The organism is Ligilactobacillus ruminis ATCC 27782, assembly GCF_000224985.1.
Classification (GTDB): domain Bacteria; phylum Bacillota; class Bacilli; order Lactobacillales; family Lactobacillaceae; genus Ligilactobacillus; species Ligilactobacillus ruminis.
In genome coordinates this window covers 1950381-1965872 of the sequence record NC_015975.1, presented here as the reverse complement: position 1 = coordinate 1965872, position 15492 = coordinate 1950381, and the positions used below count along the sequence as shown (strand labels likewise).

Here is a 15492-nt window from a genome sequence, read left to right as displayed (position 1 = left end):
GGAAAAAATGATGAAAATTTTGCAAAAAGCGCCCAAAAACGGACTGCATGGCAATTTGACGGTGCCAGGGGACAAAAGCATTTCGCACCGTGCTTTGATGATCGGAGCAATCAGCGAAGGCAAAACCGTGATTGAGCATTTTTTATGCGGTGAAGACTGCCTGAGCACGATGAAAGCCTTGCAGGATCTTGGCGTCAAAATCGTGCGAAACGGCAGCCACGTCGAAGTCGAGGGCGTGGGTCAAACCGGATTTAAGCAGCCGGAAAAGCCGCTTGACATGGGAAATTCCGGAACGACGACCAGGCTCATGATGGGACTTTTGGCCGGGCAAAACCTTGATGCAAAAATGGAAGGCGACTCCTCGCTTTCGAAGCGTCCCATGAAACGCGTCAGCGAACCTTTGAAAAAGTTCGGCGCAAAAGTCGAGCTTTCGGACCAAGGGACGCTTCCTGCAGTCGTTCACGGCAAAAAGCTGCATGAGGCAACGATCAAGATGGACGTCGCAAGCGCACAGGTGAAAAGTGCACTGATTTTTGCGGCGCTTTATGCCGATGGAACGTCAACCATCGTTGAGAAACTGCCAACGCGCGATCATACGGAAATCATGCTCAGAGCATTCGGTGCTGACGTAAAGACGGCTGAAGACGGCGTGACGATTTCCGTTTCAGGGAAACCTCGGCTGAAGGGGAGAAAAGTCGTCGTTCCGAGCGATATTTCCTCTGCGGCATTTTTCATCGCGGCAGCAGCCTTGATTCCCGGATCGGAAACGACGTTTGAAAACGTTTCGCTTAACCCGACAAGAACCGGAATTCTGCACGTTTTGTGCAAGATGGGCGGGAACGTCAGCATCGTGCCCGATCCAAACGAAAGCGGAGAACAAAGCGGAACGATCAGAGTGAAATATGCTCCGTTGCGGGCAATCGAACTGGCTGAAGAAGACGTCCCGTCAATCATTGATGAATTGCCGCTCGTTGCGATGCTTGCCGCAAGCGCTGACGGAACGAGCAAAATCACCGGGGCCGCAGAACTTCGCGTCAAAGAAACCGACAGGATCGCAGTGACGGTGCAGGAGCTTCGCAAGTTCGGCGTTGAAATTGAAGAGCTTGAGGACGGGATGATCATCAAAGGACGAGAAAACTGGAACGTTCAAACTCAAAAACTTGACAGCCACGGCGATCACCGCATCGGCATGATGGATGCGATTGCGGCGCTTAAAGCGGATTGCGAAATGGAACTTGAAAATGAAGCTGCCATCGATATCTCATATCCGACGTTTTTTTCCGACCTGGAAAAGATTACAGGGGGCGTAAAAAATGACTAAGATTTACTTGAAAGGATTGGGACTGATCGGAAGTTCGCTTGCAAGAGCAATCAAAAAAGAGCACCCGGATTACGTGCTGATTGCAGAAGATCAAGATCACGCCGCCGAACGCTATGCGCTTGAACACGGGATTGCCGATGAATGCGGCACTGCATTTGACAAAGCAGAAGATGCCGATCTGATTATTTTGGCGACGCCCGTCAGCGTGATTGCCAAAGACCTTTTGCGACTTTCCGAGCTTGAAACGAAACCTGGAGCAATCATCACTGATGTCGGCAGCACGAAAAGAACCGTCATGAAAGCTGCCCGAAAGCTGATCGATGCAGGCAAGATTTTTATTGCCGGTCATCCGATGGCAGGGTCGCATAAAACGGGCGTTTGGGCGGGGAAAGCCGATTTGTTTGAAAATGCCTTCTATTTTTTAATTCCGGCAAACGATGCGTCTGAAGAAAAACTTTCTGAGCTTGAAGAAATGCTCAAGGGGGTTCATGCCAAATGGCTGGAAACGACCCCGGTTCGGCATGACAAAATCGTAGCTCAGATCAGTCACGTTCCGCACGTTGTGGCGTCCGCTTTAGTCAATCAGACCGAAAAGACGTTTGCAGACGAGCCGATGGGGATGAGGGTCGCAGCCGGCGGATTCAAGTCCATCACGCGCATCGCTTCGGCCGACCCGACGATGTGGAGTTCGATTTTGCTGAATAACGGCGAACTGATCAGCGAGCAGCTTGAAGACTATATCGATGCTTTGAAGGAGATTGATGAAAAAATCAAAAAACAGGATCAAAAAGCCCTGTTCGATTTCTTCAAAGCGGCCAAAATCGGACGCGATTCGCTCGGCCCGGAAAAGATTGGCGCAATTCCCGGCTTTTACGACCTGTTCATCAATCTTGCCGACAAAGTCGGATCCTTGGCCGACGTGACGCAGATTTTGGCAGAAGCGCGCATCAATCTGGTCAACGTTCATATTTTGGAAATCAGAGAAGAAATCGACGGAATTGCACAATTGACCTTTTCATCCGAAAAAGATCGTCAAAAGGCTTTGGGATTGTTGAAGACAAAGTATAAGATTATTGAGAGGTAAGAGAAATGAAAGCGATTATCATCGGCTTTATGGGAAGCGGCAAAACGACGGTCAGCCGGCTTTTGGCCCAAAAATTAGGCTGCCGCGCCTTCGATCTTGACGAATACATCGTTGAAAACGAACGGCGATCAGTGAAGCAAATTTTTGAAGAAGACGGCGAAGACTACTTCAGAAAGCGCGAGCATGAGCTTTTGCTTGAAATTTTAAAAGAAGATGCCGTTTTGGCAACGGGAGGAGGAACTCCGCTAAGAGAAGACAACAGGATGGCCATGAAAAATGCAGGGGTTCCGGTGATTTTACTTGAGGCAAGCTCAAAGGAAACGTTTGAAAGACTGCAGGGAGACGATACGCGCCCGCTTGCTACCGGACTTGATGAAACGAGTCTGGGAAATCTGAAAAATCAGCGTCGTCAAGCTTATGAAGAATGTGCTGACTATGCCATCAAAACGGATGAAATGACCCCGCTTGAGATCACGGAAAAAATCAGCGAATTGCTCTAAAATGAGAGAAAAAGGCTCTGCATTTTCCTTAATTTGGGAACTTTCTCGAACTAAAATTAGAAAAAAATTGCAAAATGGTATTGCAAACTTAATGAGTTGGTTATATAATTTAAAACAATCTTAACTAAATGTGTTTTAAATGAAAGGGAGAAACGGCATATGAATTGGAAAAAGACATTAACGGCCGGTGTTGCCGTAGCGTCAGCGGCAATGGCCTTGACTGCCTGCGGCTCATCTGATAGCAGCAAATCAAACGGAAACGGCAAGCTGGCCGATAAGCAAGTTTTAAATTGGAATGAGGCATCCGAACTTGCGACAATGGACCCGTCCAAGGTCATGGATACGATCGGTGGCGACATGCTGAACAACACGATGGAAGGTCTTTATCGTTTGGGCAAAGATTCGAAGGTTGAACCGGGAATTGCGACAAAGACGACCGTTTCAAAGGATAATCTTACATATACGTTCACGTTGCGCAAGAATGCCAAGTGGTCAAACGGTGATCCCGTCACGGCCAAGGACTTCGTTTATTCATGGCAGCGCACGGTTGATCCTAAGACGGCGGCAGCATACTCGTATCTGTTCTCAGGCATCAAGAATGCGGACGATATTGTTGCCGGCAAGAAGGCTCCAAGCACTTTAGGCGTTAAAGCAGTCGGGAAGTACAAGCTGGTCGTCAACCTTGAAAAGCAGCTGCCATACTTCAAACTGCTGATGGGCTTTGTCGTCTTTGCTCCGCAAAACCAAAGGGCAGTTGAACAATACGGCAGCAAGTATGGTACGGCAGCCAAGTACATGTGCTATGACGGTCCTTTCAAGATGACCGAATGGACAGGCACGAACCTGAAGTGGAAACTTGTCAGAAACGACAATTATTGGGACAAGAAGAACGTCAAGCTCAGCGAAATCAACTTCAGCGTCAACAAGAGCACGACAACGTCATACAACTTGTATCAAAGCAAGAAGCTGGACGAAACGATTCTCAGCCCTGAACAGGCAAAGCAGCTCAGCAGCAATTCCGACTACAGCGTTTTGAAGCAGGCCCGCACGTCATATCTTGAATTCAATCAAACGGAAAAGAAGTTCCAAAACAAGAAGATTCGTCAAGCAATCTCCTATGCGATCGACCGCAAGCAGCTGGCTGAAAAAGTTCTTGGCAGCGGCACGCTTCCATGCAAGGGAGCCGTATCGCAGGGCCTGGCCAAGCGTGACGGCAAGGATTTCACTGATGCCGCAAAGACGAGCACTGGCGTTCAGTTTGACAAGTCAAAGGCCAAGAAACTTCTCAAGGAAGGCTTGAAGGAAGTCGGCGAAGATAACCTGAGCTTTGCTTTATTGGGCGACGATACCGACAACTCCAAGAAGATTACCGAATTCTTGCAGAGTCAAATCGAAGAAAACTTGCCTGGTACAAAGGTTTCGGTTCAAAATATCCCATTTAAGACGAGAGTCACGCGTTCTCAAAAGGGGCAGTTTGAAGTCGTCGTTTCAAGCTGGGGTGCCGATTTCTCAGATCCAATCAGCTTCCTTGACCTGTACACGACTGACAATTCCTACAACTTCGGCAAGTGGAAGAACGCTGAATATGACGAGTGGATTGCAAAGTCCAAGACGGTGGATGCCGGAAATGCTTCCGCACGTTGGGACGACATGGTCAAAGCTTCCAAGATCATCAACGAAGACCAAGGCATTGCGCCTTTGTTCCAATTGAATCAGCCGCAATTGATTCGCTCTAACGTCAAGGGCGTCATCCAAAATACGGCCGGCTCAGTCAACAACTGGAAGAACGTCTACATTACAAAGTAACGTTTGAATCTGTTTAATCAATTTACAAACAAGAGAGGACATGTCCTCTTAAATTAATGAAATGCCGAACAGAGGCGGTCGATTTGCGACTGACTTTGTCCGGCATTTTCTTAATCTTTCTCTCTTTTTCATGACGTGAAATTCACTTTTTAAAATGGTGCCAGATTGCCGAAGCAACCATCCAGATGATGACGACAAAGGAAATCATGTATCCGGCAACACCGATGTTGTAGATGGCGGGATGTTTCATGCTGCCTTGGACGAGCAAAGAAGAGCTCAAAATGATCGAAGCGAGGATGATTGTGATGATCAGCCGGTTGACGATCGTTTCAATGCGGTCGATGAATGTGTCTTGGCCTTTGAAACGCAAAGTGAATCTGCCGCGCCCTTGGTTCAAGGTGTCAAGCAGCTTTTCAATTTTGATCGGAATTTGAGGAGTGGATTTTATAGCACGTCCGAAAGTCATCAAATCTTCATCAAGCTCATTTTTCCAGTTGAACTTGCGCTTGAAATATTCTTTGGCAAATGGACGCGCGACATCCATCAATGAAAGATCGGGATCAAGCTGAGCAACGATGCCTTCAAGCGATCCGAATGCTTTGATCAGCAGCGTAACTTCAGGTTTGACCTGAAGATTGTTTTTGCGGCAAAGTTTGATGATGTTGTAAAGCATGACCGGAAAATCAATCTGACCCAATCCTTGTTTGAGATAAGGCGTCAAAAAGATTCCGAGCTGATCCGTGAAGTCTTCTTCGTCGATTTCGCCCGTGCGGTTGCAGATGGAAAGAACGGCCTGGCTGATTTCCTGGGTGTCCTTTTTGCTTAAAGCAACGATTACGTTGGCAATTCCTTCTGCAAGCAGCGGCGACAGTCTGCCCATCATTCCGAAGTCAAGGTAAACGAGGCGATAAGGCGGAAGTTTTTGTTCGGTTTTGATGCTTGCCTTGATGCTGCCTGATTTTTTTTCGAACTCATGCGTCGGTTCAAGTTCATTGATGCGCGGATCGTCTTGTTTAAGGCGATAGAAAAGGATGTTTCCCGGGTGAGGATCAGCATGAAAGAAATTGTCGACGAAAACCTGTTTAATGAAGTTTTTGACCAATGCGTTTGCGATGTATGTGCGCTCTTTTTTTTGAAGCTTGCGCTCGGTCGGATCGTTTGAAAGCGAACGAGCGGCCAGTTTTTTGATGCTTTCGCCATCCATTCTGGAATTGACGAGAATTTTTTGAGTCGAGTATTCTTCATATACGACTGGAACTTCGATGATTCCGTCATGGTTGTTTAAGCGATAAAATTCCAGACCGTTTTTAATTTCGATTTCGGTGTTGATCTCATTCAAAAGAGACGCTTGCAGCTGATTCAGGATTTCCTTCGGATCCACGACGGTGATTTCCGGGGCAAGTTTCAGAATTTTTAAGGCCTGACGGAACAGTGTGAGGTCGGTTTCGACAAGTTCTTTGATTTTAGGATGCTGAACCTTGACGACGACCTGCGTGCCATTTTTTAAAACGGCATGGTGAGTTTGACCGATTGAGGCCGAAGCAAAGGGCTTTTCGTCAAATTTGTCGAAAACGTCGCTGATGTTTTTTTCGGTTTGTTCTCGGAAAGTTTTGCTGACGCTTTCGAACGAATCGATTTGGACGTCATCTTGCAGTTTTTTAAATTCGCTGATAAATGCAGGGGAGATCAAGTCAGGACGGGTGGAAAGAATCTGTCCGCCTTTAATGAACGTTGGCCCGAGCTCTTCCAATGCAAGTCTGACTTCTTCCGGATTCTGTTGTTTCATGAAGTTGCGAACAAAATCGTGTCTGCGCATGATTCTGACGATTTCAAGCATGCGGTTGCGCTGATCCTTGCCGGTTATTTCTTCGATTTTTGAGATATATTCGTCGGTCATTTTTGATCCTTCCTTATGCGTTTATGGGAATATTGTATCACAGAACGCGAAAATCCTTGTGATGTAAGAAAGAAGAAAATAGCATTAATGTAAAATTAATTTAAAGTTAGAAAACTCTTGCGCAGTTCAAACTTATGTAATATAATTTAATCAAGTTTTAGAGAATTTTAAATTTTCGGACAGGGGGTTATGCGTATGAAAAACTTTAATAAACTTCTTGCTGCTGGCGCGACGTTGGCAGCAGCGGGATTGGCCCTTACCGGATGCGGCTCAAAATCAAGTTCCAGTTCTTCTAAGCAAGTCTTGAATTGGAATGAGGCTTCCGAACTTCCGACGATGGATTTGTCAAAAGCAACCGATACGATCAGTTTCGACATGCTGAACAACTCGATGGAAGGACTTTTGAGAATCGGCAAGAATTCTAAGGTTGAACCAGGGATTGCCAAGTCTTACAAAGTTTCTTCCGATGGACTTACATATACTTTCAATCTTCGCAAGAATGCCAAATGGTCAAACGGTGACAAGGTTACGGCTGACGACTTCGTTTATTCCTGGCGCCGGACGGTTGATCCGAAGACGCAATCGCAGTACTCATACCTCTTTGAAGGCGTTAAAAACATCGATGATATCACGGCCGGCAAGAAAGCTCCTTCAACGCTTGGCATCAAGTCCGTCGGTCAATACAAAGTCGTCGTTACTTTAACGAAAAAGATTCCTTATTTCAAGCTGCTCATGGGCTTCCCGAGCTTCTTCCCGCAAAACAAGACCGCGGTTGAGAAGTACGGCAAGAAGTACGGCACGTCATCCAAGTACATGGTATATGACGGACCGTTCAAGATGACCGGATGGACAGGGACGAACCTTTCCTGGACGCTTTCCAGGAACAAGAATTATTGGGATAAGTCGCACGTTAAGCTTGACAAGATCAATTTCAAAGTCAACAAGAGTACGACGACTTCATACAACCTTTATCAAAGCAAAAAACTCGATCAGACGATTCTGTCGACTGAACAGGCTAAGCAGCTGTCAAACGACCCGGGATACACGGTCATAAAGGAAGCACGTACTAACTATCTTGAATTCAACCAGACGAAGAAGGAATTCCAGAACAAGAAGATCCGTCAGGCCATTGGCTATGCCATCGACCGCGATCAATTAGCGAAGAAGGTTATGGGAAGCGGCACGCTTCCGTCCAAGAGCGTTGTTTCATCAGGACTCGTTCAAAACAACGGAACTGACTTCGCAACTGCTGCCAAAACGACGGTCGGCGTAACTCTTAATAAGAAGAAAGCCGCACAGCTTTGGAAAGAAGGACTTCAGGAACTCGGCGAATCCGGTATGACGATTACCCTGTTGGGTGATGATACGGATGCTGCCAAGAAGATTACTGAATTTATCCAAAGCCAATTGGAAGCAAATCTGCCAGGAATCAAGGTCGAAGTTGCCAACGTTCCGTTCAAGACACGTCTGGCACGTGCAGAAAAAGGCCAGTTTGAACTTCTGGCAAATGCTTGGGCTGCCGATTTCTCCGATGCGATCAGTTTCCTTGATCTCTTTACGACGGGTAACCCTTATAATAACGGCAAGTGGTCAAATGCCGAATACGACAAGCTGATCACGGCTTCCAAGACGACGGATGCCGGCAATGCGGACAAGCGTTGGGATGACATGGTCAAGGCTTCCAAGCTGATCAATGAAGAACAACCGATTGTTCCTTTGTTCCAATTGAATACGCCATCGCTGCTCAGAACGAACGTCAAGGGTGTCGTTCATAATACGGCGGGCGTTGCATACAACTGGAAGGAAGCATACATTGCTAAATAATTGAATTTGATTAAGGACATTTCTGTATGGTTCATGCGCCGCGAATGCATGGGACTCTTTTAACGAGGAGTTTTTGAAATGTCTAATCAGTTATGATATGTCGTGGTGACAGGATAGCCACGGCATATTTTTTTGTTCTGTGATACACTAAGAGTATCGATACACAATAGAAGAGGTGAAGCTGATGACGCGCAAGGACAAGATTTTTGAGTATGTTAAACAAAACGCAAGCATCGAGTCGGAAGGATATACGACGACCGAGATTTCAGAAGCTCTCGGAATCATCAGAAACAACGTCAGCAAAGAATTGAACGTCTTGGTTCGTGAAGGAAAGCTTCAAAAAATCGACGGCAGACCCGTCAGGTATTTATTGGCCGAACGTGAAATGCAGAGCAGAAACAAAGTTGGCGAATATTCGCAGCGCAAGTCGCAAATAACCGGATTCACCAATGCAAGACTGACTGAATCAAGCAATGACGATTATGAAAAAGATATTCCGCAAGATGTTTTTGAAAATTTCATCGGTAAGAATGACAGTTTAAAAAATCAGGTAGAACAGGCCAAAGCTGCTATTTTATATCCGCCGCAAGGGCTGAACGTTTTAATTACCGGTCCGACCGGTTCTGGCAAAACCTATTTTGCCAATGCGATGTATCGGTTTGCGATGAATACGGGAGTCATCAAAAAACAGAAGTTCACGACGTTCAATTGTGCCGATTATGCGCATAACCCGCAGCTTTTGATGTCGCATCTTTTTGGGTATGCCAAGGGGGCATTTACGGGTGCGACGGAAGATCATGACGGACTGATTCAGGAAGCAGACGGCGGGATGCTTTTTTTGGATGAGGTTCATCGATTGCCGCCTGAAGGTCAGGAAATGATCTTTTATTTTATGGATCACGGGACATATAATCGTCTCGGTGAAACTGCCAAGACACATCATGCTGATGTGCGCCTTGTCTGCGCAACGACGGAAGACCCGGAAAGTTCTTTGCTTCAGACGTTTGTCAGAAGAATACCGATCATGATCAAGATGCCAAGTTTCTCTCAAAGAAGCGCAAGAGAACAGCTGCAGCTTTTACGGCAGCTGTTGGGGATTGAAGCCAATCGAACCGACAAGGACATCAAATTGAGCGAGGACGTCGTCAAAGCTCTTCTTGGAAGCGTTACGTTCGGCAACGTCGGACAGCTTAAATCAAATATTCAGCTTGTTTGCGCACAAGCATTTTTGAACAGCATGCAGGATGAAAATGAAATGGAAATCGAGTTTGACTCGCTTCCTCAAAACATCAAGGACGGAATTCCGCGACTTGCCAACAACAGAACGGAATTAAGCAAACTGTCGCGTTTGTTGGAACCGATGATGGTCGTTCATCCAAATGACGCTTCGAAGATTCAATCGGAAAGCGACAGTTATGAATTGCCTTACAACTTGTATGAAATCATCGGTTCCAAGGCTTCCCTGCTGAAAGAAGAAGGGTTGGATCAACCTGCAATCAACAACTTTATTTTGACGGACATCAACCTGCATTTGAAATCATTTTATCGTGAAGCAAAGGTTAATCAAAAAGAAACGAACTTAAACGAAGTTGTTGATCAAAGCACGATCGATCTGACCAAAAAAATCAAGGAACGCCTTCAAAACGATTATGCCTATAATACGGGAGACAACTTCATCTATGCGATGAGCTTGCACATCAGCTCGTTTATCAAGCGGATTCGCTCAGGCAAGCCGATGCGGACTGTTTCCGGAGATATCGTGACGATGGTCAAGGACTATCCTGAAGATTTGCGGCTCGCCGAACAGGTCAAAAAGATGATCGAACAGTATTACAAGTTCATCGTACCAGAGTCGGAAGTTTACTACCTTGCCGTGTTGCTCGTTTCGCTGAATTCCGTTCCGAAAAGCGGCAGCGTCGGGGTCGTGGTTGCGGCGCATGGGAACAGTACTGCCGCTTCAATGGTCCAAGTGGTAAACAAATTGCTTGGGGCAGAAAACCTGGCTTCCCTTGACATGTCGCTTGAAATGAGTCCAAAGATTGCGTTGAAGGGAATTATTGAAAAAGTTAAGGAAGTTGATCAGGGCAACGGCGTGTTGTTGTTGGTTGATATGGGATCGCTCAGTACCTTCAGCGAGCAGATTACGAATGAGACGGACATTCCCGTTAAAACGATCGACATGGTAACGACGGCGATGGTTTTAGAGGCGGCTCGCAAAACTTCATTGATAGACAGTGATTTGAAGACTGTTTATTCGGAATTGCGAGATTTTAACGGGTATTATTCTCATAAGGACGAAGAACATTCTTCAATTCAAAATGATGTTGATAAGCGGCGCGCAATCATCGCAATCTGTTCGACCGGTGAAGGAACTGCCCGAAAAATCAAGCAGATAATCGATAATATTTTAGTTGACCAATTGATTGATGACGTTGTCGTCGTTCCGATCTCTGTTGTCGGAATGGATGGTCGAATTGAGGAGCTCGAACAAAATTATCGCATAATTGCCGCAACGGGAGTCGTCAATCCTGACATTGGCGTTCCGTTCATTTCCCTGGATGAATTGTTTAAAGGGGGCGGCAGCGAGTTTATCCAACTGTTGGAAGATTCTGATCGATACTATGAATTAAACCCCGGGCAACCGGCTGAAGAATCGCTGTCGATGAGCGAGCAGACGGCCTGCCAGTATTTGGAGCAATGCTATACGTTCATCAATCCCAAGAAGATTATCGGCATTTTGCAGAATTATTGTGATTTGATCGAACGAGATTCGAAAAAAGAATTGGGACAGTCGAAACGAATGGGGCTGATCATGCATTTGGCAGGAGCAATCGAGCGCGCGTTGCTGCAAACACCGATTTCTGCAACTGAATCGGAATTGATCGAAATAAGAACCAACAAAATGTTTTCGAGCGTGCAAAAAGCCAATCAGATGCTGGAAGAGCGGCTTAACGTCAAGTTTGCCGATTCGGAAACGTATTACATCATCAAACTGATTGATACAGAAAATCAAGACTAATGATACAGATATGTTTGATACACTAATGTTAGTGTATCAAGTGTTTTTTTGTCATAAAAAGGCAAGAAAAATATATGAATTTTTAGTGAATATCTATTTTTCAAATATCAATCAAAAATAATTGATTATATTTTAAAATGCTGTTAAAACGGGAATAATAGACGCTTTGACCTGGGAGAGAAAGAAAAAATGATGAAGAAAAAAGAAATAATTAATCGAAATTCTGGATTTGATACACAAAGTTGGCACGGTAATTGCTATATGTTACGTGTAAGGAAAATCTTTGATAAGGAGATGATCGGATGCTGAGATTGATTGTTTCTAGTCACGGAAAGCTTGCCGAAGAGCTGGTCGAATCTTCGTATATGATATTTGGTCGGCAGGATGGCGTTTTCGCCTTGGAATTTAATCTTGACGAAGATCTGAACGATATCAAAGAAAAATACAGAACTGTTTTGGCTGGAGTGCCGGAAAATGACCAAGTGATTTTTTTATGCGATTTGTTTGGCGGTTCTCCGTTTAACGGGGCAAAAGCTTTTATCGATGAAAATTCAAAACGTTACGGTCTGATTGGCGGCGTAAACCTTGCAATGCTGATTGAGGCGTATGTTTTGAGGCAATCAGGCAAACCGTTGGCTGAGGTTGTTTCCATGTTGGAAGAAACCGGTCGATACGGAGTCAGACACTATGAAGCCGGTGATGACATTGACGATGGATGTTAGGTTGTTAAGAATCGATAGCAGGCTGTTGCATGGTCAAGTGGCAACGAGCTGGACCAAAGCGACAAAGGTTGACCGCATTCTTGTCGTTTCCGATGACGTTGCCAAAGACAATCTGCGCAGGACGTTGATTATGCAAGCCGCACCGCCGGGGGTCAAGGCAAACGTTTTGACCATCTCAAAAATGCTTCGTATTTATTATGATTCGCGCTTTGATTTTATTAATGCAATGATTTTAGTTGAGAATCCAGTAGATGCAATAAGACTCATTTCCGGTGGGATCAAAGTTCCTTCGGTCAACATCGGATCAATCAGTTTTGATACCACCCGTAAGATGGTAACTGATACAGTCGCAGTAAATCATGATGACGTGAACATATTTGTCTGGATGCATCGCCGCGGAATCGTGCTTGATTATCGCAAGGTTCCAAGCGATGCCAAGAAGGATTTTTGGAAATGTCTTTGTGAAAAGGAATTTGTTCATGATACGAGCCAAAAGCTGAAATAGTTCAAAAATTATGTATAGGAGGCAATACAAATGGTAGGTATTATCCTAGCAAGTCATGGTAGCTTTGCAGACGGAATTTTCCAATCAGGTCAAATGATCTTTGGTGAACAAGAAAACGTCGCACACGTTACCTTGATGCCAAGTGAAGGCCCGGACGATATCAGAGCTAAGATGGAAAAAGCAGTTGCATCTTTCGAAAATCAAGATGAAGTCTTGTTCTTAGTCGATCTTTGGGGCGGTACACCGTTCAACCAAGCAAACAATCTGGTTGAACAACATAAAGACAAGTGGGCAATCGTTGCCGGCATGAATTTGCCAATGGTAATCGAAGCTTACGCATCACGCTTTTCGATGGAAAAGGCGCAAGACATTGCGGCACACCTTGTTGAAGCCGGCAAGGACGGTGTCAAGGTCAAGCCTGAATCATTAGCTCCAAAAGAAGCACCGAAAGCAGAGGCAAAAAGCACTGAGCCAGCAGGGGCAATCCCTCCTGGAACCGTTCTTGGCGACGGCCACATCAAATACGTGCTTGCACGCGTTGATTCGCGTTTGCTTCATGGTCAAGTTGCGACGGCCTGGACGAAGACGACGCAGCCAACGAGAATCATTGTTGTTTCGGATGGCGTTGCGCATGACAAGCTTCGCAAGAATCTGATTACGGAAGCAGCTCCTCCTGGAGTTAAAGCAAACGTTATTCCGATTAACAAGATGATTGAAGTTGCAAAAGATCCTCGCTTCGGGAATACGAAAGCCTTGCTTCTCTTTGAAACGCCGGAAGATGCCCTTAAGGCAATCGAAGGCGGCGTCGACATCAAGGAACTGAATATCGGTTCAATGGCACACTCTGTTGGCAAGGTTGCCGTAAACAAGGTGCTTTCCTTGGGCAAAGAAGACGTTGAAACGTTTGACAAGCTGAAGAAAATCGGAGTCAAGTTCGACGTGCGCAAGGTTCCGACGGACTCTCATGACAATATGGATGAAATTGTTGATAAGGCTCGCAAAGAGCTCGGAATGTAAAGTTTCATTCTCAATAGAACAGGAGGACTAAGATATGTCTATTATATCAATGATTTTAGTAGTTATCGTTGCCTTCCTAGCGGGTATGGAAGGTATTCTTGATGAATTCGAATTCCATCAACCGCTGGTGGCATGTACGTTAATCGGTTTGGTGACGGGTCATCCTACAGAAGGTATCATTCTTGGCGGCTCGCTTCAAATGATCGCTTTAGGTTGGGCAAATATCGGTGCTGCCGTTGCCCCTGACGCTGCGTTGGCATCTGTCGCATCTGCAATTATTTTAGTTCAAGGCGACCAAGGCGTTAAGGGTGTCGGTACGGCGATCGCAATTGCCGTTCCTTTGGCCGTTGCCGGTTTGTTCTTGACGATGATCGTTCGTACGCTTGCTGTTCCTATCGTTCACATTATGGATACGGCAGCTGAAGAAGGAAACTATCGCAAGATTGAAGTTTGGCAAATCATCGCTGTCTGCCTGCAAGGTCTTCGTATCGCTATTCCGGCTGCAGCTTTGCTGATTATTCCTGCAGACGCCGTTAAGAGTGCTTTGGAAGCAATGCCTGCATGGTTGTCAGACGGCATGTCCATCGGCGGCGGCATGGTTGTTGCCGTAGGTTACGCAATGGTTATCAACATGATGGCTACGCGTGAAGTTTGGCCGTTCTTTGCAATCGGCTTCGTTATCGCAGCCGTTTCAGATTTGACTCTGATTGCTTTGGGTGCTCTTGGTGTTTCGTTTGGCTTGATCTACCTCGAACTCAAGAAAAACGGCGGAAGCAACAATGGCAACGGCGGTAACGGCAATACTGGCGACCCGCTCGGTGACATTCTCGAAGACTACGAATAAGGAGGATCAGGAACATGGCTGAAAACAAGATTCAATTAAGCAAAAAAGATCGCTTGGCCGTTTGCTGGCGTTCAACGTTCCTGCAAGGTTCATGGAACTATGAACGTATGCAAAATGGCGGCTGGTGCTACGCAATTATTCCGGCAATCAAAAAGCTCTACAAGACAAAAGAAGAACGCACGGCTGCTTTGAAGCGTCACTTGGAATTCTTCAATACGCATCCGTATCTTGCATCTCCCGTAATGGGCGTTACGCTTGCTCTTGAAGAAGACCGTGCCAATGGAGCTGCCGTTGACGATACGGCTATTCAAGGGGTTAAGGTCGGCATGATGGGTCCTTTGGCCGGTGTCGGCGATCCTGTCTTCTGGTTCACGATTCGTCCTATGCTTGGTGCTTTGGGTGCTTCGCTTGCCCTTGGCGGAAACATTCTCGGACCAATCTTGTTCTTCATTGCATGGAACATTATTCGTTGGGCATTCATGTGGTATACGCAAGAATTCGGCTATCGTGCAGGTTCCAAGATTACGGACGATATGTCTGGCGGACTTTTGCAATACGTGACGAGCCTTGCATCCATCATGGGCATGTTCGTGCTAGGTGCTTTGATTGAACGCTGGGTTTCAATCAAATTCACGCCGGTCGTTTCGAAGACAACTCTTTCAAAGGGTGCCTACATTGAATGGGACAAGCTTCCAAAGGGTGCTGCCGGCATCAAGGAAGCTTTGACACAGCAGGCAAGCGGCATGGCGCTTGATCCGACGAAGGTTACGACGCTTCAAGACAACCTGAACCAGTTGATTCCTGGTTTGGCTGCATTGCTTTTGACATTCCTTTGCATGTGGCTTTTGAAGAAGAAGGTTTCCCCAATCGTTATCATCTTGGGAATCTTCGTTGTCGGTGTCGTATTCCACTTAATCGGCTTGATGTAATTTATCGATAATGATGATAATGCG

General features: G+C 46.0%; 12 protein-coding genes. 11 read left to right on the top strand and 1 reads right to left on the bottom strand.

Annotated features, from left to right (window positions below):
- Positions 1 to 7 precede the first annotated feature (7 nt).
- The 4 genes from aroA to LRC_RS09730 all read left to right on the top strand — a co-directional run bounded on the left by aroA (position 8) and on the right by LRC_RS09730 (position 4711).
- Entirely contained in the window at positions 8 to 1321 is a 1314-nt protein-coding gene (gene aroA / locus LRC_RS09745) for a 3-phosphoshikimate 1-carboxyvinyltransferase (RefSeq protein WP_014074253.1), read from the top strand.
- Positions 1314 to 2405, top strand: coding sequence for a prephenate dehydrogenase (locus tag LRC_RS09740; protein WP_014074252.1), 1092 nt, complete (start codon positions 1314 to 1316; stop codon positions 2403 to 2405). Before aroA ends, LRC_RS09740 begins: the two co-directional genes overlap by 8 nt.
- Before the next feature lie 5 nt (positions 2406 to 2410).
- Positions 2411 to 2905 (top strand): shikimate kinase, encoded by a 495-nt coding sequence (locus tag LRC_RS09735; RefSeq protein WP_014074251.1) that lies wholly within the window; start codon positions 2411 to 2413, stop codon positions 2903 to 2905.
- Positions 2906 to 3064: 159 nt separating this feature from the next.
- A complete protein-coding gene (locus LRC_RS09730) occupies positions 3065 to 4711 on the top strand; it encodes a peptide ABC transporter substrate-binding protein (RefSeq protein ID WP_014074250.1) in 1647 nt (548 codons plus the stop codon).
- Positions 4712 to 4853: 142 nt separating this feature from the next.
- Here LRC_RS09730 and LRC_RS09725 read toward each other — a convergent pair whose 3' ends face one another.
- Positions 4854 to 6608 carry an ABC1 kinase family protein gene (locus LRC_RS09725; RefSeq protein ID WP_014074249.1) on the bottom strand — a complete coding sequence of 585 codons (1755 nt, stop codon included), beginning with the start codon at positions 6606 to 6608 and terminating at the stop codon, positions 4854 to 4856.
- Between the two features lie 195 nt (positions 6609 to 6803).
- Here LRC_RS09725 and LRC_RS09720 point away from each other — a divergent pair, with 195 nt between their 5' ends.
- From LRC_RS09720 to LRC_RS09690, 7 genes are all read left to right on the top strand, one after another.
- Complete coding sequence (locus tag LRC_RS09720) at positions 6804 to 8432, top strand: peptide ABC transporter substrate-binding protein (RefSeq protein ID WP_014074248.1); 1629 nt, start codon at positions 6804 to 6806, stop codon at positions 8430 to 8432.
- A gap of 184 nt (positions 8433 to 8616) precedes the next feature.
- Positions 8617 to 11451, top strand: coding sequence for a sigma-54-dependent transcriptional regulator (locus tag LRC_RS09715; protein ID WP_014074247.1), 2835 nt, complete (start codon positions 8617 to 8619; stop codon positions 11449 to 11451).
- A gap of 302 nt (positions 11452 to 11753) precedes the next feature.
- Positions 11754 to 12173: a PTS sugar transporter subunit IIA gene (locus tag LRC_RS09710; RefSeq protein WP_014074246.1), complete on the top strand. Its 420-nt coding sequence runs from the start codon at positions 11754 to 11756 to the stop codon at positions 12171 to 12173.
- Complete coding sequence (locus LRC_RS09705) at positions 12163 to 12678, top strand: PTS sugar transporter subunit IIB (RefSeq protein ID WP_014074245.1); 516 nt, start codon at positions 12163 to 12165, stop codon at positions 12676 to 12678. Before LRC_RS09710 ends, LRC_RS09705 begins: the two co-directional genes overlap by 11 nt.
- Before the next feature lie 30 nt (positions 12679 to 12708).
- The gene (locus tag LRC_RS09700) at positions 12709 to 13695 is read left to right on the top strand and encodes a mannose/fructose/sorbose PTS transporter subunit IIA (RefSeq protein ID WP_014074244.1); all 987 of its coding nucleotides are present in this window, start codon (positions 12709 to 12711) and stop codon (positions 13693 to 13695) included.
- A gap of 34 nt (positions 13696 to 13729) precedes the next feature.
- Entirely contained in the window at positions 13730 to 14539 is an 810-nt protein-coding gene (locus LRC_RS09695; protein WP_014074243.1) for a PTS mannose/fructose/sorbose transporter subunit IIC, read from the top strand.
- Between the two features lie 14 nt (positions 14540 to 14553).
- Positions 14554 to 15468, top strand: coding sequence for a PTS system mannose/fructose/sorbose family transporter subunit IID (locus LRC_RS09690; RefSeq protein ID WP_014074242.1), 915 nt, complete (start codon positions 14554 to 14556; stop codon positions 15466 to 15468).
- Positions 15469 to 15492 lie beyond the last annotated feature (24 nt).